Origin of the sequence: Terrilactibacillus tamarindi, from assembly GCF_009718825.1 — a bacterium.
GTDB classification, from domain to species: domain Bacteria; phylum Bacillota; class Bacilli; order Bacillales; family Sporolactobacillaceae; genus Terrilactibacillus; species Terrilactibacillus tamarindi.
This window is the reverse complement of record NZ_WNHB01000022.1, coordinates 20,730-46,267: the sequence shown is the minus strand read 5'-3', so window position 1 is coordinate 46,267 and position 25,538 is coordinate 20,730. Positions and strand designations below refer to the sequence as shown.

The following is a 25,538-nucleotide window of genomic DNA, read 5'->3' as shown; positions in this document are numbered from 1 at the left end:
CCCATTTACCTTCTATTATTTAATGACCAACTTCTTTGTTCTCTTCAATGATAAGGTCACAAGCTCTAACCGTCAATAACGACTCTCGATCGAATCGACCTTCTCTTAGTAATCTAACGGCTTGTTGACGAATCATTTTCTCAATGAGGTTTCGGACGAATCTCCCATTACTGAAGGATTCATTTTCCTCAATGGATTTAATGTCTAAATATCGCTTTAATTTTTTCTCCGCTTCGGATGTTAATTTATATTCTTGTTCATCGAGCATTTGGTGTGCAATCAAAAGTAATTCGCTGCCACTATAATTTGGAAAAGAAATAATGATAGGGAATCTAGAGGGTAATCCAGGGTTTTGTGATAAAAAATCTTCCATTTCGTCTGAATATCCCGCTAAGATTAAAATAAAATCCTCCCGTAAATCTTCCATTTGTTTAACAAGCGTATCAATCGCCTCTTTACCGAAATCTTTTTCTCCCCCACGAGCTAAAGAATAGGCTTCATCAATAAACAAGATACCGCCTTTTGCCTTTTTAACCAATTCTCGCGTCTTTTGAGCGGTTTGTCCGATATACTCTCCAACAAGATCTGCTCTTTCAGCTTCGATAAGATGTCCTTTTGAGAGGATTTCCATATCACACAAGAGTTCACCTAATAGTCTTGCGACGGTTGTTTTACCTGTTCCAGGGTTTCCCTTAAAGAGCATGTGAAGAGATTGTGAAGGTACTTTTAAATTTCTCTCTCCCCGACGTTGATTGACATAGATCCAAGCATAGATTTCTTTAACGACTTTCTTCACTTCTTCAAGTCCAATGAGCTTACTTAATTTACTTTCGATTAACTCGAGAGGTTGATGTTTTAATCTTTCTTCTCGGTAATGAGGTAACGTAGCTGTATCATTGGCTTTCTTTTGATTAAATATCACATTTATTTGACTTTTTTGCGTAAAAGTATAAGATTCAGTCACACATTCCACCTCACTGTTTCATTGCTTACTTTAAACTAGACAGTTATAGGCATTGAATCAACGAATTTTACCATACATTTTTTAAAACAAAATAATGAAACTAGAAATAAGAAATGATGTTATGTTATTTATAATCGTATGTTAAAAAATTGTCTTTCAGAAGTTTTTTTAAAACGGAAGCAGTAAAAATGGAATGTTGAAAATGCATTTGAAGATTTTTTAAGATAAAAAATGTCTCTAGCCCATCGCTAGAGACATTTCTCTGTGTTTATCCCTTTGTAAAGGTTTAAAACCATTGGTTTCCTTATGCTTATGTTCAAAAGGGCAGAATGAACAGGTTTTATTTATCCCGCCTTAATGGCAAGTAAAGACCCCCACTGATGGAAGTTTCACTTTTATCCTTCTTGATTGTTAAGTTGAACGGACCTTGAAGGAGCAAATGTTGAAATCGCATGTTTAAAAATGAGTTGCTGCTTTCCATCGGTTTCTAAAAGGACAGTGAAATTATCAAAACTTTTGACTAGACCTTTTAATTGGAATCCATTTAATAAAAAGACGGTAACTAAAATGTTTTCTTTTCGTAATTGATTTAAAAACGTATCTTGAATATTAACATTCGGTTTCATGGTTGTATTCCTCCTCTTTTCTCTCTAAACCTATTATTCGACTCTAATGTCAAAAATTCCTGCATCAAATGTCATTATACACTACATTAATCAAGGAAAACATTAAAAAGCCTGTCTATGTAATAATTCTCCCTCTTAAGGAATTTATAAACCATCTTCTTCTTACGCTGAAAGATGTGCATTAAAGATAACAGCTGTTTCAAAAATAACAAAATGCGTCTACCTAACATGTAGACAAATAGACGTTCTAAAAAACTGACCATATCTAACAAATTAGAAAACTCGGTCCAATGACATGGATATCTGGTTAATGTCGTCTTACAATGGTTGTAACCCTTGCTTTTCTAAAAAAAGGACAACCTCATCTACTTTATGTGAAAAGTTTTGTATAGCACGATCCATGTTAAACCAATTGACATCCATTTGATGCTTAAACCATGTAAATTGTCGCTTAGCATAGCGTCTTGAATTTCTCTTCAGTAAGTTTATAGCTTCATCTAGCGAACATTCTCCATCAAAATAGAGAAATAACTCCTTATATCCGATGGCTCTTGCTGCTTGACTATCTCTAATATTTAAGTCATATAAGTCCTTCGCTTCATCTAATAATCCTTTTTTTATCATCTGATCGACTCGATCGTTGATACGTGAATAGAGGAGTTCTCTATCCATTGTTAATCCAATAACGGTGATATCGAATAACGGTTCTAACCTATTTGGGTCATTGGATTTATCCCCTTTTCCATCATTTGAATAAGCCTTTTCAAGGGCACGAATAACACGTTGAATGTTATGAGGATGTATGGTTTGAGCAGTATCAGGACTTAATGATTGAAGGTGTTGATGAAGAAAATCTGGCCCTTTCTTACTCGCCATCTTTAAAAACTTTTGACGGAGAACTTCATTCGCTTTTACTTCAGTAAATTGATAGTTATAAAGAGCTGCCTTAATATAGAGTCCCGTTCCTCCAACAACAATAGGATATTTTTTCCGTAATTGTATCTCTTTAATACATTTCCTAGCATCTTTCTGGTAATCAGCCACGGTATAGGCCTCTTCAGGACGACATATATCAAAAAGGTGATGAACAATTCCTTCTTTTTCATCCTCTGTTATTTTAGCTGTTCCAATGTTTAGACCTTTATAAACTTGCATGGAATCGCCATTAATCACTTCTCCATTAAATCGTTTTGATAATTCTACACTCATCTTAGTTTTGCCAACTGCAGTTGGTCCAACAATGACAATGACTTTATCCTTCATTCTAATTCCTTTCTTTTTAAATCAGCTATCTTGTAGGTGCTAGTAAACATGATATCCGATAGGTATGATATATATATCTATCCGCTATAAATACTAAATATATTCATTTATCTCGTATTAATAGCCAGTCTCCCTACTGATTGAGTTTCACTATCTATGTAAGTTTATTATTATAAAATTTCTTTATCGCATTAAATAATAAAGCGTTTACTGTATACGCTTTAGTTTCTTACCGCCCCTTTTTGTGGGGACGGGAAGAATTATATTACTGTCGTTTTTTTTCTAAAATGGTGAACCCTCTTTTTAATGCAGCAACCTTGATTAATTCTAATTCTTGATACATAGCATCTGACAATATACCTTTGTCAATATTATTTTTGATTTCAAAATAAAACTGAGTTAAAACATCACTTGGTAATTTTTCATATAGAGTAATCATAATCACCTCTAAATTCTTGCCCTTCCCAACAAAGAAGAGGTTTCTGCTGCTATATGCTATGTATATGTAATGTGCCTGATAACATCTATGCATTATCAAATCACAGAATGATAGTAACACTAATTGTTGAGTTTTTCCATCATTTTGTTTAATTCTTTATTTATCCCGCCTTAACGGCAAGTAAAGACCCCACCTCAAGATTCTGAGGTATTCAAAGAAGATTGGTAGGGGATCAACTGCCCGTAAAGGTCCGATTGGTTCAGCTAACCATCGGTGGGGGATGAAGATAACCCCCATATTGGGTTGATGGAGTGAAACGATAAAAATGAAATGGATCATTTATGAATATCTCATCTTTCATTTGCACATTCTATAATGGAGGAGGGAGTCAAGTGATCCTATTAATTTCGACTATTATTAGTGCGCTGATTATCATAGGTATTCTTTTCTTCATAAACAAAGCACTTAAGAAATCTAAACTTAGTAAAAGCGATAAAGCCCTTTGTCTCTTTTCGTTAAGCTTTTTTCTGAGTATTCTATCCGTGATATGTGGATATGAAATTACCCACCTTTTCTTTTATTAAATTAGTTGGTCATTGTTGAAGCCGATCTGAACCTCTCATGACTATAGTCACGAGGGTCTAAGGTACTTTCATTCAACCTTCGTTAAAATTAAAAAACCCTTTATAACAGATTAATTCAATTTCCATTAATCCATCCATTATAAAGAGATTTTGAAAAGGTTGAGCAAAGAAAAAGCAGACAGACCTCTACATCACACGTTTAAACATTTTTTCCATATCATATGTGGAGAATTTAATAATGACCGGACGACCATGTGGACAAGTGAACGGATCTGAAGCTTGTCTCAATTGATCAAGCAAAGCTTCTATTTCATCATTTCTTAAATAGCGATTCGCTTTAATTGACCCTTTACAAGACATCATAATAGCTAGAGATTCGCGTAGCTTTTTAATTGAAATATGACGTTCTTGTATTAACTGATGCACAATGTCCTCTATCGTTTCTTTTTCTTTTCCTTTAGGAAACCATCCTGGATGGGATCGCACGATCAATGTATGTTGTCCAAACTCTTCAAAATATAATCCAATGTCTTCAAGATAATGTTGATACTCCTGTATGGTTGCATATTCAGCTGCAGTAAATTCAAAAGTCAAAGGAACAAGGAGTTCTTGTACTTCTTTTGTTGTCTGCCCCACCTTCTCACGAAAAAATTCATACTTGATCCTTTCTTGAGCCGCATGTTGATCTATAATATAAAGTCCTTCTTCGTTTTGGGCGAGTATATAAGTCCCATGCATTTGACCAATTGGATATAGTTTTGGAATTCGTGTAGAAATCTCCTCTTTCTTCGAAGGTTCTATCGGCTCATTACCCGAATTTTCCCAACAACTTTCAACATCTAAATCGTTTTTTGATTCATTGACTTGTTTACTCTCTAATGTCTTTTCATACACCTCTGATGGTAACGGTTCTGAATAAAGTGGGTCTTGGAGATGTGGATCATTACGATTTTTTTCACTTTCCGTAACTTCTGTTTCTAACGTCTCTTTGTCACGCCATGTTGTCTCCATTGAATGGCCTGCATTTGGGTTAACGTCTCCAAATTTTAAAAACTGTTGTTCGGAGTTTGCCTTTTCATTTCTTTCTTTTCTTTGAATCTCAGGTATAAGATTCTCTTGATGAAAACGGGCTCGAACAGTATTTTCGATTAACTCACATAATTCATTTTCTTTACTTATACGTGCTTCAAGTTTTGCTGGATGGACGTTAACATCAATAAGCGTTGGATCCATTGTAATGTGTAAAATGGCGATTGGGTTTCGACCGATCGGTAAAAGGGTATGGTAGCCATTCGTTATCGCATTAAAAAGACGAAAGTTCTTAATGTACCTTCCATTAATGAAGATATAGACATATTGACGCCCTGCACGAGTTAATTCAGGTTTAACAAGTAAACCGTGAATTTTAAAATCAAGTGATTCCCCTTTAAAAGACAATGTTTTTCTAGCCGTTTGAACTCCGTAGATAGCGGCTAAAACTTGAGCTAATTCACCGCTGCCATTCGTTTGGAATAGTACCTTATCATTATGTTTTAAGGTAAATCTCGTACTCGGGTAGCTTAAAGCAAGCCGGTTCATCATATCTGTGATTTTACCAAGTTCGGTATGAATGGTTTTTAAATATTTTAATCTTGCAGGTGTATTATAGAATAGATTCGTTACGGTTATAATACTTCCTTTTCGACTTTGGGCATGATTCTTTTCAACAACACGCCCACCCTCTAATTTAAGGTGAGTACCAGGCCCCTCCCCAGTTGAAGTTACGAGATCTAGGTACGAGACTGATGCAATACTCGGGAGAGCTTCACCTCGAAATCCTAGCGACCGAATATGAAAAAGATCCGATTCATGAAGTATTTTACTCGTAGCATGGCGTTCAAAGGCAATTTCGCAATCTTCAGGAGCAAAACCATGACCATTATCAGAGATTCTTATTCCCTTGAGGCCACCTTCTTCAACTTCGACCTCTATCACCGTTGCTTTAGCATCAAGCGCATTCTCAACAAGTTCTTTAATAATTGAGGCAGGTCGCTCGACTACTTCCCCTGCCGCAATTTTGTTCGCTAGTGGTTCACTCAGTCGTTTGATGATTCCCAAAATAATCACTCCTTTGACTGATTACTCATTAATATAAATCATTTAAACATCCCATTAACGGCGAGTCTTGACCCCCACCTCAAGGAATGAGCATAAACGAGCATACCTAGGTGAGGGATGGAAAACCCCCGCTGATAAGTTTCACTTTATTTTAATTTCTTTTGTAATAAAAACAACTGATTCATGGCATCCATTGGCGTCATCATCATCAATTCTAGATTTTTTAGAGTTTGAATAACGTCCTCTTCTCTTTTTGAATAGGATTGATTTTTTGGCTTCGAGGTCGTTTGATCAGGAAAAAAGTTCAACTGCTCTGATTCTTCTTCAACTTGACTTTGTTCAATCGATATAGCGGCTTCTTCATTTACATCATCATTTGATGTTAATTCGTGCTGATTTTCATCCATTATTTTCTCTGGTTTTTTCTCTTCCAAGTCTGCAAGTATTGTGGTCGCACGATCCAATAAAGAGTGCGGGAGACCAGCAAGTTCAGCGACGTGAATTCCATAACTTTTATCGGCTTGTCCACGCTTGACTTTATGAAGAAACACGACATGTCCGTTCTCTTCAACCGCTTGAACATGAACATTTATAAGGTTTGGCAACGTTTGATCTAGAAAAGTTAGTTCATGATAATGTGTCGAAAATAATGTTTTACAAGAAATGTGATGATGGATATGTTCAACAATGGCTTGTGCAAGTGCGATACCGTCATAAGTAGACGTTCCACGCCCAATTTCATCTAATAAGATAAGACTATCCTGCGTAGCATGTGTTAACGCATACTGTGCCTCTAGCATTTCCATCATAAACGTACTTTGACCGGAAACAAGATCATCCGTTGCACCAATCCGTGTAAAAATCTGATCAAAGATCGGCAATGTCGCCTGTGTAGCCGGGACAAAGCACCCAATTTGCGCCATAATTGCACAAAGGGCCGTTTGCCGCATAAACGTACTTTTTCCTCCCATATTAGGTCCCGTAATCAAAAGAATATGACATTCTTCTTCCATCACAACGTCATTGGCTACGAACTCATTATTTTTCATCACTTTTTCAATGACAGGATGACGGCATTCTTCAATTTTTAACGTTCGATCATGAGAAAATTGAGGTCTAACATATCGATTTGCTTCACTTACAACGGCAAAACTTTGCAGAACATCAAGATGACTAATAAATTTAGCTAATTTCTGAAGTCGACTTGTATAGGTTTTTACTTTTAGCCTTAACTCTGAAAACAGGGTATACTCTAAGTCCATCTGATTGCTTTCTGCTTCCAAAATAAGTCTTTCTTTTTCTTTTAGTTCTGGAGTAATATAACGTTCAGCATTAGCCAGTGTCTGCTTTCTTTCATAAAGCCCATCTGGAAGATATTTAATATTTGCTTTTGTCACTTCAATATAATAACCAAAAACTTTGTTGTATCCAATTTTTAGTGATTTAATGCCCGTTGTTTCTCGTTCTTTTCGTTCAAGTTCAGAAATCCATTGTTTTCCATTCCTGCTTACATGTCTATATTGATCAAGGGTTTCATTATAACCATCACGTATCATATTTCCTTCTGTTGTCGATAAAGGAGGTTCATCGGTTATCGCTCGCTGAATAAGCTCATAGACTTCTTGACATGAATCCATCTTTTCACCTAAAGTCTTTAGACTTTGTTCATCGACATTTTTCAAAATATCTTTGAGTACCGGGATTTCGTGAAGGGATCGTTTTAATTGTACCAATTCACGAGGATTCACATTCCCAAAAGAAACACGACCTACGAGCCGCTCCATATCATAGACGTTGTCAAGGGCTTCTCGAATTGCATCACGTTCAAAGAAATGTTTGATTAGTGCTTCAACACATGAAAGTCTCTCCTCTATCTCATCTTGATTCAATAAAGGTTTCTCAATCCATTGTTTTAATTTCCGTCCACCCATAGCCGTCTTTGTCTCATCTAAGAGCCAAACTAGGGAACCATAAGTTTTATGATCACGTATGGTTTGTGTAAGTTCTAGGTTTCGTTTGGAGTTACTATCAAGAAGCATAGTATCATTCACATAATAATGCTCAGCTTTTTGTAAGTGATCAAGTGAACGCTTCTGTGTACGTATTAAATAGTTTAATAATCTTGACACCGTTTCTTTTAGAACACTCTGCGATAAAGGTTCAATGAGATACTCTAAGGAAGTCGGAACCGCGACGTTATTTTCGTATGAAAGAGTTACATCCAAATCGAGATCCCGAGTCAAGTTTTGGTCCTCATCTGGTGCTACAATTAATTCTTTAATTCCATAAGTTAATATTTCTTGTCGCAATGAATTAAAGTCTTGTAAAAGAGTGACACGGATCTCTCCAGTTGTTAGATCACTGACAACAAAACCGATTTGCCTTGCATCCGTTTGTGTAATGGAACCAAGATAGTTATTTTGTTTCGGTTTTAATGACTGATCGTCCATAATCGTTCCTGGCGTGATAACTTGAATCACTTCTCGCTTAACGACGCCTTTTGCGGTTTTTGGGTCCTCTACTTGTTCACATATGGCGACTTTATATCCTTTTTCAATTAAAACTTTAATATATTGTTTGGCAGCATGATAGGGTACCCCGCACATGGGTATTTTTTCTTTTACTCCGCCATCACGTGCAGTTAGAGCTATCTCTAATTCTTTGGATGCTTTTAATGCATCCTCAAAGAACATTTCATAGAAGTCACCTAATCGAAAAAACAAAAAAGCATCCTTATAGTCTGCTTTTACCTTTAAATATTGTTGAATCATAGGGGTGTAAGCCATTAAATCGTCGCTCCTAAATGTAGATCTTCTTAAATATGTATTATACCATATCTCATCCTTTTATGAGACAGTCGTCTTAGGGACGATATTCTAAATAACGATAGGACCGAATTAAACATCCTTTATCATTTTTGTGATTTAAACAACATTATAAATATAAAAGGAGAAGAATTTCTTCTTCTCCTCCCAGCTGTTATTCTTTTTCAAGAAATTCAGAATCCAAGTCTTTGAGAGAGTCTTCAATGTCGATGTCTTCTTCTAAATCAGTATCTTCCCAAAGCCCTTCATCTTCAACTTGAACTTTCACTTTTGTTTCACCAATGACTTCAACTAGAAATTCTCTTTCAACTTGGGCCACGATTTTTGATCCGTTTGGAGAAATATTGGCTTCTAAACAATTCGGTTCTTGGATTGCTTTACAAGTCACATCCATTTTGTTTGAGATCACTTTCTTATCTCTTAAGGTTAGTGGAACAATATCTTTGTAAGAAACTGTTTCACTTACAACCTCCGTTTTGGAGTTCTCATTGAAAGAATACCAAATGTTAATGTCATACGTTCCTTCAACCACAACAACATCTTTTTGGTAGCTAGTTTTAAACTTATGATTGATAACCCAGCAACCAAGAATACTTGAAGGTTTATGTGTTGGTGAGATTGCATGTGCTGTTTGGTTGAATTTTTTCCCTCTTCCACAGATCGCCTTGGTTATAATTTCTCTATAAGCATGTTCTGACAAGAGTCAAACCTCCTTTACCATCTTCTCTGTCATGTTATGCGGGACGAATAACTAGTGTGATTGAAAAAATAAAGATATTCGCCCGCTCATTCTTTTTAATCACAGAATATGAAGAAAGGTAAAAGAGGTGATGCTTTAGACATTTATTTTTCAAAACTGTTTGGTGATTCAGTTTGCTCTAAGGCTTTTAATACCTTCTGAGTCAAATCACTTGATACAAATTGCAGTAAATCATTAACTTCCTCTTGATATTGTCTGAAAGATTGAACAATCGGAATGCTGTTCAACTCTTTATTTAAGGCATCTATTTTGGCTTCATTTTGTTTATACGCCTCATGCTTTTGAAAATGTTGAAGATTAACAGATTCTTTTTGTAATCTTTTAATTTGAGCAATGAGATCTTGAACTTTTTTATTTTTATCAATTTTTTGCTCTGCTTGACGGTAGATTTCAACCAATTCCATTTTCCCAATCTTGTCTGCAATGGCTTCTGCCTTTTTCAGGATATCCTCTTTTGAATAGTGCGTCATTCGCTTATGACACTCGCTTCTTTCACCATTTCACCGGTTAAAGACCATGTTTTCGTTTCTGTAATACGAACATTGACCAATTCACCAATTAGGGATTTTGGTCCACGGAAGTTGACAACTTTATTCGTTCTCGTATGACCACTTAGGACGTCGGAATTTTTCTTACTTGTTCCTTCTACAAGAACTTCGACAACCTCACCGTATAATTGACTATTTTTTTTCAATGCAAATTCATTAACAAGTTTATTCAAACGTTGGAGACGTTCCTTCTTCACTTCCATCGGGATGTTATCTTCCATTTTTGCCGCTGGTGTACCCGCACGTGGTGAATAAATAAACGTGTAGGCACCATCAAATTCACATTCTTTTACAAGAGACATGGTGTCTTCAAATTGTTCATCCGTTTCATTTGGAAAACCAACAATGATGTCCGTCGTAAATGAGGCATGTGGAATCGCATTTTTAATTTTGTGGAACAAGTCAAGATAACGTTCTCTTGTATAGCTTCGGCCCATAATTTTTAATATATCACTGTTTCCAGACTGAACCGGCAAATGTATGTGTTCGACTAAATTTCCACCTTTCGCCAACACTTCAATGAGGTGGTCATCAAAATCACGTGGATGACTTGTCGTAAAGCGAATGCGTGGAATATCAATTTTACGAATCTCGTCCATAAGATCGCCAAGACCATAGTTTTCTAGTTCTTTAAGATCTTTTCCATAAGCATTTACATTTTGACCAAGCAGGGTGATTTCTTTATAGCCTTGTCTTGCAAGAGAACGAACTTCTTCGATGATCTCTTTCGGATGGCGGCTCCGCTCTTTTCCTCGTGTATAAGGTACAATACAGTAAGTACAGAATTTATCGCAGCCATACATAATGTTCACCCAACCGCGAATATTCCCGTTTCTAACTTTAGGCAAGTTTTCAACAATATCGCCTTCTTTTGACCAAACTTCCATGACCATTTCTTTACTAAATAAGGCTTCTTTCAGAAGTTGTGGCAATCGGTGAATATTGTGTGTCCCAAAAATGAGATCGACTTGTGGGTGTTTTTGCAAAATGGTATTAATAACGGATTCTTCTTGAGCCATGCATCCGCAAATTCCTAGGATAAAGTCAGGTCGTTCCCGTTTCATTGTTTTTAGATGGCCGATTTCTCCGAACACACGATTCTCGGCATTTTCACGGATAGCACATGTATTGAGGAGAATAACGTCAGCAACTTCAGGATCTTCCGTAGCTGTATACCCCATTTCCGATAAAATACCCGCCATGACTTCTGTATCATGTTCGTTCATTTGGCAGCCGTACGTTTGGATCATAAACTGTTTTCCTTGCCCAATGGTCTTCATATCTTCAGGAATACTAAAATCATTCAAATACTGAATGGTATTTTTACGGCGTCTTCTTGCCTCTTTCAATGAAGGGGCTTTAAAGGTCGATTGAAAGTATTTCGAGTAGTCCTTTTCTTGTTTTACCTCTTTTTGATCTTCAGACATGAAAAGAGCCTCCTTTTTGTTTTGGTTTATCTTTTCTTTTTTTTTGGCGAAGAAAATGTGCTTGATGTTATCAAAAATTAAAATTTATATTATAGTTGATCAGACCGTTCATTAACCAATTGTAAAATAAGCGTCAGTCTCTATTTTTGACAAAAAAATAAGCTATAAAACTCTTGCTTCATGATAACAAATCTTCCTTAGTATAACAAAAGGGATAGAATTAGAAAAGATAATAGATCTCTTATCACGTCTTATTATATCGTTTAATCACAACGAAATAATAAACAAGACTCGGTACTGGGAATTGAATTAATCCGACAATACCCCATAACCAAGCATGTCGTTGTCTCTTTCTTGCATCTAAAAACAAAAGGGTGCCTTGTGTTAGTAGGATGATTGCCGCTAGTATAACAACCACGATTTGCTGGCTACTCATGATGCCACCTGCCGATTGGATTGTTGCTTCGATTTTCAATATAAACTAAGAAAGGAATGAGGATAAGAACGAAAATCTGTAATACTATAAAAAGGATGGGTAGTTTTAAGAAAGATATCGTAAATCCAGTCATCAAAATTAATCCTATCAAGAAAAAGAAGCTAACCTCTTTTATCAGTTGACGCTGATATTGACGTTCTTTTTTTCCCAGCTGCCATAAAATATCTTCTTTTGTTATTAACTCTTCTGTTATTCGATCTATCTTACTTAATTCGTTGTTTAAATCATCCTTCTTCATCACCTAATAACCCCTTTCTTAATTGGATAAGACCTACATGAACACGAGATTTCACGGTTCCACTTTTAACTCCCATCAATTTCCCAATTTCATCATAGGTATATCCATAATAGTGTTTTAATAGTACGGCAGCTCGTATATCTGGTTTTAACTCTTTAAAACTCTCTAATGTCGCACTCCATCTGTCATTGTTCTGTTGTAGTTGCCAGCTTAGTTTCCTCTGTCCAAGGATCTGTTGTTGTTTTATCCAGTTTCTTTCCCTTTTCTTCTTTCTTAGAATGTCAAAATAAATGCGATTCGCTATTGTGATTAACCACGAGGTAAAGGATGATGATCCGTTATACTTTTTTATATTTTGATAAGATTTTAACATGGTGTCTTGAACAATATCTTCACTTAAGTCAGGATTCAATGTTAATTTTAATAGATATCGATATAGAAAGTCACGATGTCTAAGAAAGAGCTCCGCGAAGGCATCTTTATTTTTATTCTTTGCTTTATCAATTAATAGTCTATCAGACATCTTTCTTAAATCCGCCCTTCTCATCCTTTACAATTGATTGAAATAATCCACGCCTTTTGTTTTAAGTAAGTGCCAAAGGAGAAGATTAACGAGGACTAATAAGATTATCAGTATTCCAGAAAAATAGAGGAATGGAACTTTATTCATAAATATAAAATAGCTTCCTACCGAGAGAGAGAAAACGGTGGTTTCAATTAACATCGTTAATAGAACACTTAGACTTTGTTTCACGACAACCATTGGTGATCGCCAAATGAGTTTTGGAAAGCGCAAGTTAACGAGGAGACCTGTTAACGAAACATTGGACAAGTGCAAACTTGGGATCACGAGGAGTAAAATTCCTTCAACAATACTCATGTTTTCTCTAAGAGCGACGATGCATACATCTAAGCCTAATAATGGCATGACGAGTATAAGATTTACGGCGAGTTTACTTTTTAATATCGTGAATCTTTTTATTGGAAGCGATTTTATTATCCATAGGTTCTGACCTTCCAAGGAGATTGAACTCGATGTTGTACACGACAAAGAGGCTACCAGGCTAAATAAACCGATCCACATCTGTACTATTTGGTCATTAGGCATAAATTGATGCAAAATCATCTCGTAATTTATAGAAAGGAGTGAGGAAGTAACGAGAAGAAAGGTAAGCAAAATAATACCAAAAGACGTATTCATCACGACTGTAAAAGAGCTCAAATAGTTGGTTAGTTCTTTTTTCACACAAGAAGCAAAAATAGGTAACTGTTTTAAATGTGTCTTCTTATATGTTTTTATTTTACTTTGTTCTGACATAATAGAATTAATATGAACAAATGATTTTGATAGAACTAGGATAAAAAGGTTAAATGGGATTAAATAAATAAACATAAATAGCAAAATAAACTCAATATGAATGCCTACTAAACCTATTTTTAAAATATTTAATGGGAAAATAATCGTCGTTATCTTTCGAATGGCTGTTTGTAGGTCTTCCACTGATATAGAGTCCAATAAATGATAACCAACTAATGAGGCTATTAGGATTATTATAATCCAGCAAATCATCATACCCATTTTCTTGGATTTTAGCTTTATATTGACTCTTCCTAAACTCATCGTAAATAGAGATCCTAAGATCATTGGCCATAATGGCAAGATAGTGATAACTAAGATTGAAAATAAATAATAGATAAATCCAAAGTGGAGGTTTAATCCAAATATAATAAAGGAAGGCAAACAGATCAATACACTGATTAATTCACATACTATATAAACGTAGCATAGTTTACTTATGATCATCTCATAAGCTTTTATTGGAAGAGACATTAGTAAATTAAAATCTTTGAATCCTAATAAATAACCTGATGTCCAATATAAGCATAAAATGAACATGACAAGAGATGCCAGAAACGATGAGACTGGGACAAAATAGGAAAACAGATGATGCTTAGTTAGAAATATCCCCAAACCATACATATACATGGTTGAGCTCGTCATAGCTAAACTCATTCCAATAAAAATAATCAAAATAATAAAGGTCATCTTCATTTTTATGTTTATTGCTGATCGTTTGAAAAATTTATTCCAATCACAAACATTAAGAAGATTGACTTTTAAAAGTATCAAGATATTACTCATTTCGTGTCAACTCCAAAAAAACTTGTTCAAGTGATGAATGTCCTTTTACTAATTCAGTCTCTCCATTTGCAATAATTGAGCCAGATTGAATAATAGCAATTTTATTACACAGTTTTTCAACCACCTCAAGAACATGGGATGAAATAAAAATAGCCGTACCCTTTTCCACAAGTGATTTCATTATTTTTTTGAGTTCGAAGGCTGCTTTTGGATCTAATCCAACAAAAGGTTCATCCAATAGTAATAATTTGGGATGATGCATAACAGCTGAAATAATGGCTAGTTTTTGCTTCATTCCATGAGAATAGGATGAAATCGAATTTCCTAAAAACTCCGTTAAGTTAAAAAGGTTCGCATAATGCTCTATCTCTTCTGTTCTTTGAAATTGATTCATTTTATAGATGTCAGCGATAAAATTCAAATAGTGAATTCCACTCATATTTTCATATAGATCTGGGTTATCAGGGATATACGCCATCACTTGTTTACATTCGAGTGCATGACGTTTCAGTGATAATCCATTAATCGTAATCTCACCATGATCAAAATCATGAATTCCAGTGACACATTTTATCGTCGTCGTTTTCCCGGCCCCATTTGAACCTAGAAAGCCATAAATATCTCCAGCTTGCACTTCTAAATTAATATGATGTATTCCACAATTTCCACCTCGATAGTGTTTTGTTAAATTTTCTATTTTTAGCATTCTTCTCCCACTTTCTTATTCACTGTTTGGCTCATTCTAAAATAGTACGTTTAATAAGATGTATTCGTTCGTTTTAAACAGGATTTAAATAAAAAAATAGAACGTAAGCTTTTATTCTTACGTTCTAATGTACGTTTATTCTAACATTTGCTTTGTAATATAACGAATAACGTCCCCTCTACTTACGACACCAACCACTTTATTGTCGTCATCAATGACCGGGATTTTTTTAAAATGATGATGTGATAGAATATTCAATATATCTTGAAGGCTGTCTTCTGGTTTTACATACTCAATTTTTCTTTTTGTCATGACTTGTTCAACTGATTTCTCAAGGAATCTTCTAATTTGCTCTTTTAACTCAGGTTTTTCAACAAGGACAATTAGTGAATAGAAATCAAATATATTCTGTTCTCTTGGCGATAATGCACGAATAACATCTCCATCGCTGATCATACCAAGTAAATGGTGGTCCTGATCTACGACAGGGACGCCGCCTATTTTATTTTCTGTAAGGCATTTCATTAAATTGGTTACGCTTTCATTTTTATCAATCATTAAGACATCTTCAATCATGATTTCTTTGACTTTCATGTGAATGCATCCTCTCTGACATTGATATTTTCCAAACACTACATCTCTATTTTACCTCATTTTGTTTAAAAAAACAGGGATAGATGCAATCACATTTTATTAATTATTGTCATTTCGATGACACACCCGTTTCTATACAGGTAAGCAATCATAGAAATTTTTAAAAAGAAAGCCTTTTACTTGTTCTTCAGAGTAATGTTTAAGAAGTGTTTCAACTAATTTAGGATAATCTCCATAGTTTGTCAAGTCTTTAGGCGTTTTATCTATTCCATCAAAGTCAGATCCAAAACCAATGTGACTCACACCACCCAGTTCACACAGATAGTCGATATGTCTAAGGATATCCGAAATAGATGCTTCAGCTTGGGTTGTTAAGAATTTCGGTACGAAGGTCACGCCAATAAATCCATCTCTAGTAAAAAGGGCCGAAATTTGTTCATTTGTTAGATTTCTAGGATGTTCACATAATCGTTTCACATTGGAATGGGAAGCTGTGGGAAATTGGGCTGCTTCAATGACATCCCAAAAACTCCTTTCACTTAGATGAGAAACATCCGTCATAACCTTATGTCTATTATTTTCTTTTACAACTTCAAAACCAAAACGCGTAAGTCCACCACCCCTTGGTTCAAGTGCTCCGTCTGCGCAAGCATTCGCATGATTCCATGTCAATCCTACCGATCTGATACCTAAACGAAATAACGTTCTTAATTTAATTATGTCATGACCGATCGCATCACAACCCTCTAACGTGAGCATAGCTCCAATCTGGTGGTCTTGAAGTTCATTAATTTCTTGTTTTGTTCGTACAAGGACCATATCTGGATTAGGTTCAATCACTTGATTGAAAAAAATATCGATCATGTGTAAGACATTCGAAAACTTAGATTCCTCAGAAATGCCCTCACCAACATACAGTGCAAAACATTGAATTTTTGCGCCTCCTTTGCGTAATAAAGGAGCGGAACTATGTAAACCATTCTCTTTGTTAAAAGATAAATTTGGATCATCATCAAGTCTAAATAACACATCGCAATGGCCATCAAAAATAGGTAGCATGATTTCCTCCCCATGCCTAAAACCTGCTTGTTCTTTGAACAAACAGGTTCATAGTTCTTTGTTATCGAATTAACGAGGCTCTACTATCAATTTAATCGCGGTTCTTTCTTCTCCATCAATGAGAATATCAGTAAATGCTGGAATACAAATTAGATCTAATCCCCCTGGTGCTACAAATCCTCGTGCAATCGCAACTGCTTTTACAGCTTGATTTAAGGCACCTGCGCCGATCGCTTGAATCTCTGCCGTCCCTCTTTCTCGGACAGTGTTAGCAAGTGCACCAGCAACGGAGTTAGGTATAGATTTTGCTGAAACTTTTAATATATCCATTCCTGTTCCTCCCTATAGATTGTCATCCGCATATCTAATTATATTCACTAAAAGGACGGGTATTCCTGCTTTAATCATAATTTTATCACGATTGATGCATTTACCTTCTATATCTTGGAACTAGGCACTGTTGTTAATAACTAAATTTGATTCTTATTTTAAGAATGGGTGGTCTGGATTAATAAGACACCTCTCGATTTTCTTGGCACTTCCTGTACTTTCATCGATATCAATAACGACAGCACTCAATTGCGCTGCTCCCGTTTCGCTTTCAAAACGAGCCGGCATTTGCGTCAAAAAGCGTCTAATGACGGTTTCCCTTTGTACACCAATTATTCCATCATATGGCCCCGTCATCCCTACATCTGTTAGATACGCTGTCCCCTTTGGAAAAATACGTTCATCGGCTGTTTGTACATGTGTATGTGTCCCTACAACCGCTGATACCCTTCCATCCAAATGCCATCCAAGAGCTATTTTTTCACTGGTGGTTTCAGCATGAAAATCAACAAAAATAATGGGGGTTTCTTTCCTAATCTCTTTAATAATTGATTCTGCCTTAGAAAACGGATCGTCTAAAGGTGGTAAAAATACGCGACCTTGTAAATTAACAATGCCGACCTTCCATTGATTAATTTGCACAATCCGAAAACCTACGCCAGCCGTACCTTCTGGAAAATTCGCAGGTCTTACTAATTTATGAGCTCGATCGATAAATTCAAATATTTCGCGATTATCCCATGTATGGTTACCCATGGTGATCACATCTGCACCTTGTTCCATTAATTGTTTGTAGATTTTCTCTGTGATTCCTTTTCCGTGGGCGGCATTTTCTGCATTGATTATGGTAAGTGTCGGATGATAATGTTTCTTTAATCGTGCTAGATGTTCATCAATCATTTGTCTTCCTAATTTTCCATACACATCACCAATAAATAATATTCTCATTATTATCTCCTTACTATAGTGTTAAACATACCAGTCAGTTTAACTATTCTTTCCTATTATAGCTTGAATTCTTTCCGGGAGTAAACCCTTAGGATTATTCAAATAGGCCAAAATAAAAAAGCGACTTAAGTCGCTTTTCTATTTTGCATATTCAACGGCCCTTGTTTCGCGAATGACCGTTACTTTGATATGGCCGGGATAATCGAGCTCATTTTCAATTTTTTTCGTAATATCATGTGCTAATTTGTAAGAACTTGCATCATCAATGACATCTGGTTGAACCATGATACGAATTTCACGTCCAGCCTGAATGGCAAATGATTTTTCCACGCCTTTAAAAGACTCTGAAATTTCTTCTAGTTTCTCCAAACGTTTAATGTAGTTTTCTAGCGTTTCACGTCTTGCACCTGGTCTAGCAGCTGATAAGGCATCTGCTGCTGCAACTAGAGTTGAAATGACAGAAGTTGATTCAGTATCACCGTGGTGTGAAGCAATACTGTTGATCACAACAGGATGTTCTTTATACTTCGTTGCTAGTTCAACACCAATTTCAACATGACTTCCTTCAACTTCATGGTCGATCGCTTTACCAATATCATGGAGAAGTCCAGCACGGCGTGCAAGGGTAACATCCTCACCTAATTCAGCAGCCATCAAACCCGTTAAATAGGCCACTTCGATTGAGTGTTTCAACACATTCTGACCATAGCTTGTTCTAAAGCGTAATCTTCCCAGAATCTTGATAAGGTCTGGATGCAATCCATGAATTCCAACTTCAAACGTTGTTTGTTCACCGTATTCACGAATCATTTCATCTACTTCTCTTCTTGATTTTTCTACCATTTCTTCAATACGAGCAGGATGAATTCGACCATCTTGAACAAGTTTTTCTAATGCGAGTCTTGCTGTTTCTCTTCTTATTGGATCAAAACCAGAAAGAATAACCGCTTCAGGCGTATCGTCAATAATTAAGTCGATTCCCGTCAATGTTTCGAGTGTCCGAATATTTCTTCCTTCTCTACCAATGATTCGACCTTTCATTTCATCATTTGGTAAGTTGACAACGGAAACGGTCGTTTCTGCAACATGATCAGCTGCACAACGTTGGATAGCGAGTGAAAGTAAATTCTTTGCTTTCTTGTCTGCTTCTTCTTTAGCTCGTGTTTCAATTTCTTTAATGAGCTGTGCCGCTTCATGGGCTGTTTCTTGTCTAACTTGGTTCAAAATGATATCTTTTGCTTCCTCATTGGTTAAACCAGAAATACGCTCAAGCTCAGTATGTTGAATGCGTAGCAGTTCCTCCACTTTGCTTTCCATCTCTTCAATTTGTCGATATTTTTTATTGAGAGAATCCTCCCTTTTTTCTAAAACTTCCTCTTTTTTATCAAGGGTTTCACTTTTCCGATCGAGTAAATCTTCTTTTTGAACAAGGCGATTTTCTTGTCTTTGAAGTTCATTTCGACGCTCTCTTATTTCACTTTCTGCCTCAGTACGTAAAGTGTGAATCTCATCTTTTGCTTCAAGAAGAGCTTCTTTCTTTAGTGCCTCTGCCTCCCGCTTTGCTTCTTCTACAATTTGCCTTGCAGCGTTTTCAGCGGTTGCAATTTTGGCTTCTGCGATTAATTTTCGAATAAAATAACCAACGAAAAGACAAACTACAGAGATTAGAGCAATGGAGATGATGAATACAACAGAAGATAACATCTTTTCACCTCCTTGCCTTTTCTTATTGTCATTAAAATTAATAAAAATTTACGTTTTTAGCATATCATTTCAAATTTAATAATTTAATAATATACATGTCAATTGTATATTTGCTCTAAGAGGTTGTCAACCTGACGGTTTAATTCTTTCCGAGCTTGATCATTTTAATAGAGATGGAATTAAAAATGAACCATTATTTTACACATACTATGTCTCTTATTTCATAGAGACTGAGCTACTTTTATAATAAACCAATAGAAATAGAGGATAGATGTCCATTTGCTCCACATCTATCCCCATTATCGTCATTTTTGATTAAAGTAATTCACTTTGTTCTTCTACTTGCTCATCTTTTTCACTTGCGATGTTATCCAAGTGATGGTACTCACGGATTTGTTTCACAACAGCATTGCAAATTTCTTCATTCTCTTTCAAGAATTGTTTGGCATTTTCGCGTCCTTGACCAAGTCGTTCATCGTTATAAGAGTACCACGCACCGCTTTTTTGAATGAAGTCTAGCTCTGACCCAATATCCAAAATTTCGCCTTGTTTTGAAATACCTTCACCATACATTATATCCACTTCTGCTTGTTTAAATGGTGGGGCTACCTTGTTTTTTACCACTTTAATACGTGTACGGTTACCAACAATATCATTTCCTTGTTTAAGTGCTTCAGCACGACGTACTTCAAGACGGACAGATGAATAGAATTTTAATGCTCGCCCACCTGGTGTCGTTTCTGGATTTCCAAACATAACCCCTACTTTTTCACGGATTTGATTGATAAAGATCGCCGTGGTTTTAGATTTGCTAATGACACCCGAAAGTTTTCGAAGGGCTTGAGACATAAGACGGGCTTGTAGTCCGACGTGAGCATCACCCATATCACCTTCGATTTCAGCTTTTGGAACAAGAGCAGCAACAGAGTCGATAACAATAATATCGACCGCTCCGCTTCGAACAAGAGCCTCAGCAATCTCTAGTGCTTGTTCTCCTGTATCAGGTTGCGATAACAAGAGTTCATCAATATCGACACCCAAGTTTTCGGAATAAACAGGATCAAGGGCATGTTCCGCATCTATAAAAGCCGCTTGACCACCCATTCTTTGTGCTTCCGCAATAGCATGCAGAGCAACTGTTGTTTTACCTGAAGATTCAGGACCGTAAACTTCGATAATTCTTCCACGAGGGTAACCACCTACACCCATCGCAATATCAAGGGCAAGAGAGCCACTTGACACGGTCGATACACGTTGTTCTGGTTGTTCACCTAATTTCATGATGGAACCTTTACCAAATTGTTTCTCTATTTGTCTTAAAGCCATATCTAAGGCTGCTTTTCTATCACCCATCAAATCACTCCTTAATTAACTTGCTTCTTCAAGTTTGTTCAAAAAACGATCATGGTCATTGATAATTGAAGATAATGACTCATTTACCTAATGTAAGCACTTCTTGAACTCATATTAATATAATAGCTTTTTTTTTAAAAGATAACAATAGTTTTGACGAACATTTATTCGTTTTTTTATTTTATTCACTTAACGGGTAGTAACACATCTGTAGATTTGATTAAGATGCGTGTTCAAAAAGGTGACAAATTAGAAGCAAGAAGATAAGAGCGCGCAGTTCCTGAGGACCGGAATGTAGGTTTTTACTACATGAGGACCGGAAAAACAAGCCAACGCCGAGATTCGCAGCTTATCATTTGGTGGCTTTTTGAACATCCTCTTAAAATGCGTGTTCAAAAAGGTGACAAAATAGAAGCAAGAAGATCAAGGCGGCGCAGTTTTGAGGACCGGAATGTAGGCTTTTACTACATGAGGACCGGAAAAACAAGCCAACGCCGAGATTCGCAGCTTACCATTTGGTGGCTTTTTGAACATCCTTTATATGCGTGTTCAAAAAGGTGACAAATTAGAAGCAAGAAGATCAAGGCGGCGCAGTTTTGAGGACCGGAATGTAGGCTTTTACTACATGAGGACCGGAAAAACAAGCCAACGCCGAGATTCGCAGCTTATCATTTGGTGGCTTTTTGAACATCCTCTTTAAGATTATTTTTCAAAGGGCGATAATTGACGAAAATATCGCCTAACAAGATCATAGCCCGTTTTAGCCGACTGAAGACGAATTCGTGATCTTGTACCAGAAAATTGATACGGAAAGCTATAGACATTTTGGCCGTCTGCAAGTCCAATGAATACTGTGCCGACCTCTTTGTTTTCACTTTTATCAGGACCTGCGACCCCTGTAAAACTTAAACCAATAGTTGCTTTGCATTTTGACTGACTATTTTTTGCCATGTACTTGGCACACTCTGCACTGACAGCACCGTAAGTTTCAAGTATCTGAGTGGGCACACCCAAAACTTCTGATTTCACTTCATTTGTATAGCTGACAATAGAACCTTTAAATACTTCAGAAGCTCCTGGGATGTCTGTCATTAATTGACTAGCAAGTCCTCCAGTTAAACTTTCAGCAAATGCCATCGTTTTTTGATGTTTTTTTAATAAACAAAAGACTACTTCAGGTAATGACTGTTCATCGTAACCATACAAATAATCGCCGACTCGTAAGGAGATTTTTTCTTCTATGTCATCAAGTAATTGTTTTGCCATGTCTTTCTTTTCGTGTGTAGCTGTCAAACGAATGGTTACTTCACTTTCCTTTGCCAAAGGGGCAATCGTCGGATTAGATTGTGTATCAATCAAATCCATCAACTTCGTTTCTAATGCCGATTCGCCAATTCCAAAAAAGCGCAAAACACGAGAATGCAAGGGATTTGTCTGCACCTTTGCAAGTAGAGGAACCGCAGCATTCACAAACATGGGTTTCATCTCATTCGGAGGTCCCGGAAGTAAAATATAGGTTTTGTTCTTAATTTCGATTAACATACCAGGCGCCATGCCATGATGGTTAGGAAGCGAGGTGGAACCTTCAATAATAAGAGCTTGTTTTCGATTGTTTTCAGTCATGACCCTTCCCGTTTTTTCAAAGAATGACAAGATGCTGTTTAAAGCTTCTTGATCTACGACCAGTTTTCTCCCTAGTTCACGACTTATCGTCTCCTTTGTTAGGTCATCCTTTGTGGGTCCAAGTCCTCCTGTAAATATGATCATATCAGACCTTGATTCTGCTATCTTGATAGCAGAAGATAGTCGCTCTTTATTATCACCAACAACCGTATGGTAAAAGACATTAATCCCTAGTTGTGCTAATTGTTCCGAAATAAATTGAGCATTTGTATTTGCAATTTGACCAAGTAACAATTCCGATCCTACAGCAATTAACTCTGCATTCATGGCAATCCCCTCTCATCTTCTGACAAATAGACAACGTGCTATTTTCTCACTTTTATCATACTCTCGAGCCACTTACATTAGCAACTTATGAACATTATAATGAACGATCATTTTGATTTTAAAATAATGTCTCTATTTTTATAAAAATAATCAAAACCTGATATAACAGTCATTAAAACTGCAATCCAAAGAACGATATAGTGAAGGGGAAAGTGATCCAAGCCAAATGGAACGTTACTAAATAAGTAGAGAATAATGGCGAGCATTTGTGAGAAAGTTTTCCATTTTGCAATTTTACTTGCAGCAATAACAGATCCTTCCTCAACAGCGACTAATCGAAGACCTGTAACAGCAAACTCACGGGCTAAAATAACAATGACCATCCAAGCCGGCATTTGGTTCATACCCACAAATGACACAAAAGCAGACATCACTAATAATTTATCTGCTAGCGGATCAAGAAATTTACCGAAATTCGTTACGAGATGAAGTTTCCGAGCATAATAACCGTCTAGCCAATCTGTGAATGAAGCGATAATGAAAATAATACCACTGATGAATTGAGAAATTGGAATGTTTGCTTGCCCTAAAGTGAAATGTCCTAAGTCCATAGGAACTAAAAGAAAGATGAGAAATACGGGGATTAAAAAAATTCTTGATACAGTTAACTTATTAGCTATATTCATGCTAAATTCCTCCTAAAAATACAAAATAAATAAAATTATTTTTTGCGTTGTATTCAGTCTTGATTCTATATGTACTCTATATATGTAATCTTTTTTTCAGTTGAAAAGAGCCATCTTTTGCGATGACTCTACTGCTCTTGCTTATCAAATGTAATATTAAACTTCTGTACACTATTTTTGTTAGGAAATTTAAATAATTTACCGTTAATTTTCATTTCAGCAACCGTTGAACTTCCGATGTTAAAATGGACTTTTTTGCTATCGGTCGCATCAAAGTGAATCGGCTTTTCGCTTGTAGCCATCCCATAGGCTAAGCGCTTTGATGATGATAGATCTTCAGCTGTTACCCAAGACTGTTGGCCATCTTTCACTTTAATGTTGACAACAAATTCACTTGTATTCGATAAAGTATAATTTGATATGCCACCTTGTGTATTGTCCAATTTGATTGATTGTTGATCTTCGGTTTTCGTATTGTCTTTCGCTTCCTTTTCCGTTGTTTTCTTTGTTGAAGATTGTTTTTTTGGTTTCGGTGTATCTTTTTGTTCATAAGATATCGTGCTATTATTTTCATCTTTCTTCAATGATGAAGGGTTTGCTGCCTGTTGTAAAAACATCCAAACAATGATAAGAACAACAACGATAAAGATAACAATAATTGCAGTTGGTAAAATGGTTCTTAACCCACTTTTCCCCTGACGCACTCTCGGAGCTGATTTCTTCGTTCGATTTGATCTAGGAGGCAACTGTGGTTCAACCGGCGCCTGCTTTGTCTTGGGAATTTCATTCGCGTATTCTTCAAAGATAGTACCAGAATCAAGACCTACGGCTTCTGCATAATTTTTAATAAAAGCTCTAGTATAAAATTCACCTGGTAATTGATCAAATTGACCTTCTTCAATGGCTGTTAAATAACGTTTTTGAATTTTAGTAATTTCAAGCACATCATCGAGTGACATACCTTTTTCTTTACGTGCTTCTTTTAATGCCTGACCTAATTCACTCACTCACAAACACCTGCCAATATTAATTAAAATCTATATATAATCACGACTATCTTAATTTGGTTTCATCATGAATCAGCTTCTCATGAAAATGATTTCTTCATTCTATTAAATAATCAAAATCCTCTAGAGAGTATTCGTTATCCTTAACAAAAACATCAGGGTGTTCAATAATTTTAATTACTGGGAAGTTCATAATTATTAATGCTAGATAACGCCCACTAATAACCCTAGTCTATGACGATTAATTTCATACTCAAAATACCCTTCTTGACCAGCCGGCGTTTCGCTGTCCTCTTGTAACCTTCATTCAAAAATCCATTATCTTTAATGTATAATAAATAGTCTCAGCTTTCAAGGAAGATCTTCGCATTATGAATAAAAGACGCTTGTTTTCGTTAAAAAAGGAATGCCGAAAAGGCATTCCTTTTTACTGCATGATAAGTTTAGCTTTAGTGAGTTCCGTTATTGTCAACAAGTTTGATCATTAAGTTTGCGATCATGTGTTGTTCATTTTGATCCGCTACACTCCATAAATCAGAAAGCACGCGCTCTTGTTGATTTTTTGGATCAACCTTTGATGATAAATAATCGCCGACTTGAGTGGCAAAGTTAGTAATAGTATCTTTACTCAATCCAACAGATTCAGCTTGATGGAGACGATCAGCTAGGAAATCCTTCCATTGATCCCAATTTTCTAATACTGTCATCATAATCCTCCTAATAAGTAAAAATTGACTTGCATTATTAGGATGACTCATTCTCGCTTAAATATGTATCCTCCCTCATTTTTC

At 36.1% G+C, this 25,538-nt stretch carries 27 protein-coding genes; 2 read left to right on the top strand and 25 right to left on the bottom strand.

The window, feature by feature from the left end:
- Positions 1 to 19: 19 nt before the first annotated feature.
- The 20 genes from GMB86_RS12870 to recA all read right to left on the bottom strand — a co-directional run bounded on the left by GMB86_RS12870 (position 20) and on the right by recA (position 21,104).
- The gene (locus tag GMB86_RS12870) at positions 20 to 964 is read right to left on the bottom strand and encodes an AAA family ATPase (RefSeq protein WP_329602918.1); all 945 of its coding nucleotides are present in this window, start codon (positions 962 to 964) and stop codon (positions 20 to 22) included.
- Positions 965 to 1,359: 395 nt separating this feature from the next.
- Positions 1,360 to 1,590: an RNA chaperone Hfq gene (hfq, locus tag GMB86_RS12865; protein ID WP_155220563.1), complete on the bottom strand. Its 231-nt coding sequence runs from the start codon at positions 1,588 to 1,590 to the stop codon at positions 1,360 to 1,362.
- Positions 1,591 to 1,908: 318 nt separating this feature from the next.
- The gene (gene miaA / locus GMB86_RS12860; RefSeq protein WP_155220561.1) at positions 1,909 to 2,853 is read right to left on the bottom strand and encodes a tRNA (adenosine(37)-N6)-dimethylallyltransferase MiaA; all 945 of its coding nucleotides are present in this window, start codon (positions 2,851 to 2,853) and stop codon (positions 1,909 to 1,911) included.
- A 265-nt stretch (positions 2,854 to 3,118) separates the two neighbouring features.
- Positions 3,119 to 3,292 (bottom strand): hypothetical protein, encoded by a 174-nt coding sequence (locus GMB86_RS15585; protein ID WP_196220226.1) that lies wholly within the window; start codon positions 3,290 to 3,292, stop codon positions 3,119 to 3,121.
- 770 nt (positions 3,293 to 4,062) lie between these two features.
- A complete protein-coding gene (gene mutL / locus GMB86_RS12855; protein ID WP_155220559.1) occupies positions 4,063 to 5,973 on the bottom strand; it encodes a DNA mismatch repair endonuclease MutL in 1,911 nt (636 codons plus the stop codon).
- Between the two features lie 146 nt (positions 5,974 to 6,119).
- Positions 6,120 to 8,759: a DNA mismatch repair protein MutS gene (gene mutS / locus GMB86_RS12850; RefSeq protein WP_155220557.1), complete on the bottom strand. Its 2,640-nt coding sequence runs from the start codon at positions 8,757 to 8,759 to the stop codon at positions 6,120 to 6,122.
- A 193-nt stretch (positions 8,760 to 8,952) separates the two neighbouring features.
- Positions 8,953 to 9,498 (bottom strand): outer spore coat protein CotE, encoded by a 546-nt coding sequence (gene cotE, locus GMB86_RS12845; RefSeq protein ID WP_155220555.1) that lies wholly within the window; start codon positions 9,496 to 9,498, stop codon positions 8,953 to 8,955.
- 143 nt (positions 9,499 to 9,641) lie between these two features.
- Positions 9,642 to 10,028 carry a RicAFT regulatory complex protein RicA family protein gene (locus GMB86_RS12840; protein WP_155220553.1) on the bottom strand — a complete coding sequence of 129 codons (387 nt, stop codon included), beginning with the start codon at positions 10,026 to 10,028 and terminating at the stop codon, positions 9,642 to 9,644.
- Positions 10,025 to 11,533: a tRNA (N6-isopentenyl adenosine(37)-C2)-methylthiotransferase MiaB gene (gene miaB, locus GMB86_RS12835; protein ID WP_155220551.1), complete on the bottom strand. Its 1,509-nt coding sequence runs from the start codon at positions 11,531 to 11,533 to the stop codon at positions 10,025 to 10,027. The genes GMB86_RS12840 and miaB overlap by 4 nt, the downstream gene beginning before the upstream one ends.
- A gap of 244 nt (positions 11,534 to 11,777) precedes the next feature.
- Entirely contained in the window at positions 11,778 to 11,969 is a 192-nt protein-coding gene (locus tag GMB86_RS12830) for a transcriptional regulator (RefSeq protein ID WP_155220549.1), read from the bottom strand.
- On the bottom strand, positions 11,962 to 12,267 hold the full coding sequence (locus tag GMB86_RS12825) for a YxlC family protein (protein ID WP_155220547.1): 306 nt from the start codon (positions 12,265 to 12,267) through the stop codon (positions 11,962 to 11,964). Before GMB86_RS12825 ends, GMB86_RS12830 begins: the two co-directional genes overlap by 8 nt.
- Positions 12,254 to 12,790 (bottom strand): RNA polymerase sigma factor SigY, encoded by a 537-nt coding sequence (sigY, locus tag GMB86_RS12820; protein WP_155220545.1) that lies wholly within the window; start codon positions 12,788 to 12,790, stop codon positions 12,254 to 12,256. The genes GMB86_RS12825 and sigY overlap by 14 nt, the downstream gene beginning before the upstream one ends.
- Positions 12,791 to 12,817: 27 nt before the next feature.
- Positions 12,818 to 14,410, bottom strand: a complete 1,593-nt coding sequence (locus GMB86_RS12815) for a hypothetical protein (protein ID WP_155220543.1) — start codon at positions 14,408 to 14,410, stop codon at positions 12,818 to 12,820.
- Positions 14,403 to 15,116, bottom strand: a complete 714-nt coding sequence (locus tag GMB86_RS12810) for an ABC transporter ATP-binding protein (RefSeq protein WP_155220541.1) — start codon at positions 15,114 to 15,116, stop codon at positions 14,403 to 14,405. Before GMB86_RS12810 ends, GMB86_RS12815 begins: the two co-directional genes overlap by 8 nt.
- Before the next feature lie 135 nt (positions 15,117 to 15,251).
- Positions 15,252 to 15,710, bottom strand: coding sequence for a CBS domain-containing protein (locus tag GMB86_RS12805; protein ID WP_155220539.1), 459 nt, complete (start codon positions 15,708 to 15,710; stop codon positions 15,252 to 15,254).
- Positions 15,711 to 15,842: 132 nt separating this feature from the next.
- Positions 15,843 to 16,769, bottom strand: coding sequence for a dipeptidase (locus tag GMB86_RS12800; protein WP_155220537.1), 927 nt, complete (start codon positions 16,767 to 16,769; stop codon positions 15,843 to 15,845).
- 69 nt (positions 16,770 to 16,838) lie between these two features.
- A complete protein-coding gene (locus tag GMB86_RS12795) occupies positions 16,839 to 17,099 on the bottom strand; it encodes a stage V sporulation protein S (RefSeq protein WP_141189340.1) in 261 nt (86 codons plus the stop codon).
- A gap of 153 nt (positions 17,100 to 17,252) precedes the next feature.
- A complete protein-coding gene (locus tag GMB86_RS12790) occupies positions 17,253 to 18,047 on the bottom strand; it encodes a TIGR00282 family metallophosphoesterase (protein ID WP_155220535.1) in 795 nt (264 codons plus the stop codon).
- A gap of 138 nt (positions 18,048 to 18,185) precedes the next feature.
- A complete protein-coding gene (rny, locus tag GMB86_RS12785) occupies positions 18,186 to 19,751 on the bottom strand; it encodes a ribonuclease Y (RefSeq protein WP_155220533.1) in 1,566 nt (521 codons plus the stop codon).
- A 315-nt stretch (positions 19,752 to 20,066) separates the two neighbouring features.
- Complete coding sequence (gene recA / locus GMB86_RS12780) at positions 20,067 to 21,104, bottom strand: recombinase RecA (RefSeq protein WP_155220531.1); 1,038 nt, start codon at positions 21,102 to 21,104, stop codon at positions 20,067 to 20,069.
- Positions 21,105 to 21,413: 309 nt separating this feature from the next.
- On the opposite strand from recA, the gene GMB86_RS12775 reads away from it, so the two are divergent.
- Together GMB86_RS12775 and GMB86_RS15580 are read left to right on the top strand one after the other, a co-directional pair.
- A complete protein-coding gene (locus tag GMB86_RS12775; RefSeq protein ID WP_155220529.1) occupies positions 21,414 to 21,665 on the top strand; it encodes a hypothetical protein in 252 nt (83 codons plus the stop codon).
- Complete coding sequence (locus tag GMB86_RS15580; protein ID WP_196220225.1) at positions 21,646 to 21,804, top strand: hypothetical protein; 159 nt, start codon at positions 21,646 to 21,648, stop codon at positions 21,802 to 21,804. Before GMB86_RS12775 ends, GMB86_RS15580 begins: the two co-directional genes overlap by 20 nt.
- A 2-nt stretch (positions 21,805 to 21,806) precedes the next feature.
- Here GMB86_RS15580 and GMB86_RS12770 read toward each other — a convergent pair whose 3' ends face one another.
- The 5 genes from GMB86_RS12770 to GMB86_RS12750 form a co-directional block, all read right to left on the bottom strand.
- Positions 21,807 to 23,054, bottom strand: coding sequence for a competence/damage-inducible protein A (locus tag GMB86_RS12770; RefSeq protein ID WP_155220527.1), 1,248 nt, complete (start codon positions 23,052 to 23,054; stop codon positions 21,807 to 21,809).
- 107 nt (positions 23,055 to 23,161) lie between these two features.
- Positions 23,162 to 23,740, bottom strand: a complete 579-nt coding sequence (gene pgsA, locus GMB86_RS12765) for a CDP-diacylglycerol--glycerol-3-phosphate 3-phosphatidyltransferase (RefSeq protein ID WP_155220525.1) — start codon at positions 23,738 to 23,740, stop codon at positions 23,162 to 23,164.
- A gap of 128 nt (positions 23,741 to 23,868) precedes the next feature.
- A complete protein-coding gene (locus GMB86_RS12760; protein ID WP_155220523.1) occupies positions 23,869 to 24,747 on the bottom strand; it encodes a helix-turn-helix domain-containing protein in 879 nt (292 codons plus the stop codon).
- 97 nt (positions 24,748 to 24,844) lie between these two features.
- Complete coding sequence (locus GMB86_RS12755; RefSeq protein ID WP_155220521.1) at positions 24,845 to 24,940, bottom strand: DUF3388 domain-containing protein; 96 nt, start codon at positions 24,938 to 24,940, stop codon at positions 24,845 to 24,847.
- Between the two features lie 256 nt (positions 24,941 to 25,196).
- Positions 25,197 to 25,454 (bottom strand): DUF3243 domain-containing protein, encoded by a 258-nt coding sequence (locus GMB86_RS12750; protein ID WP_155220519.1) that lies wholly within the window; start codon positions 25,452 to 25,454, stop codon positions 25,197 to 25,199.
- Positions 25,455 to 25,538 lie beyond the last annotated feature (84 nt).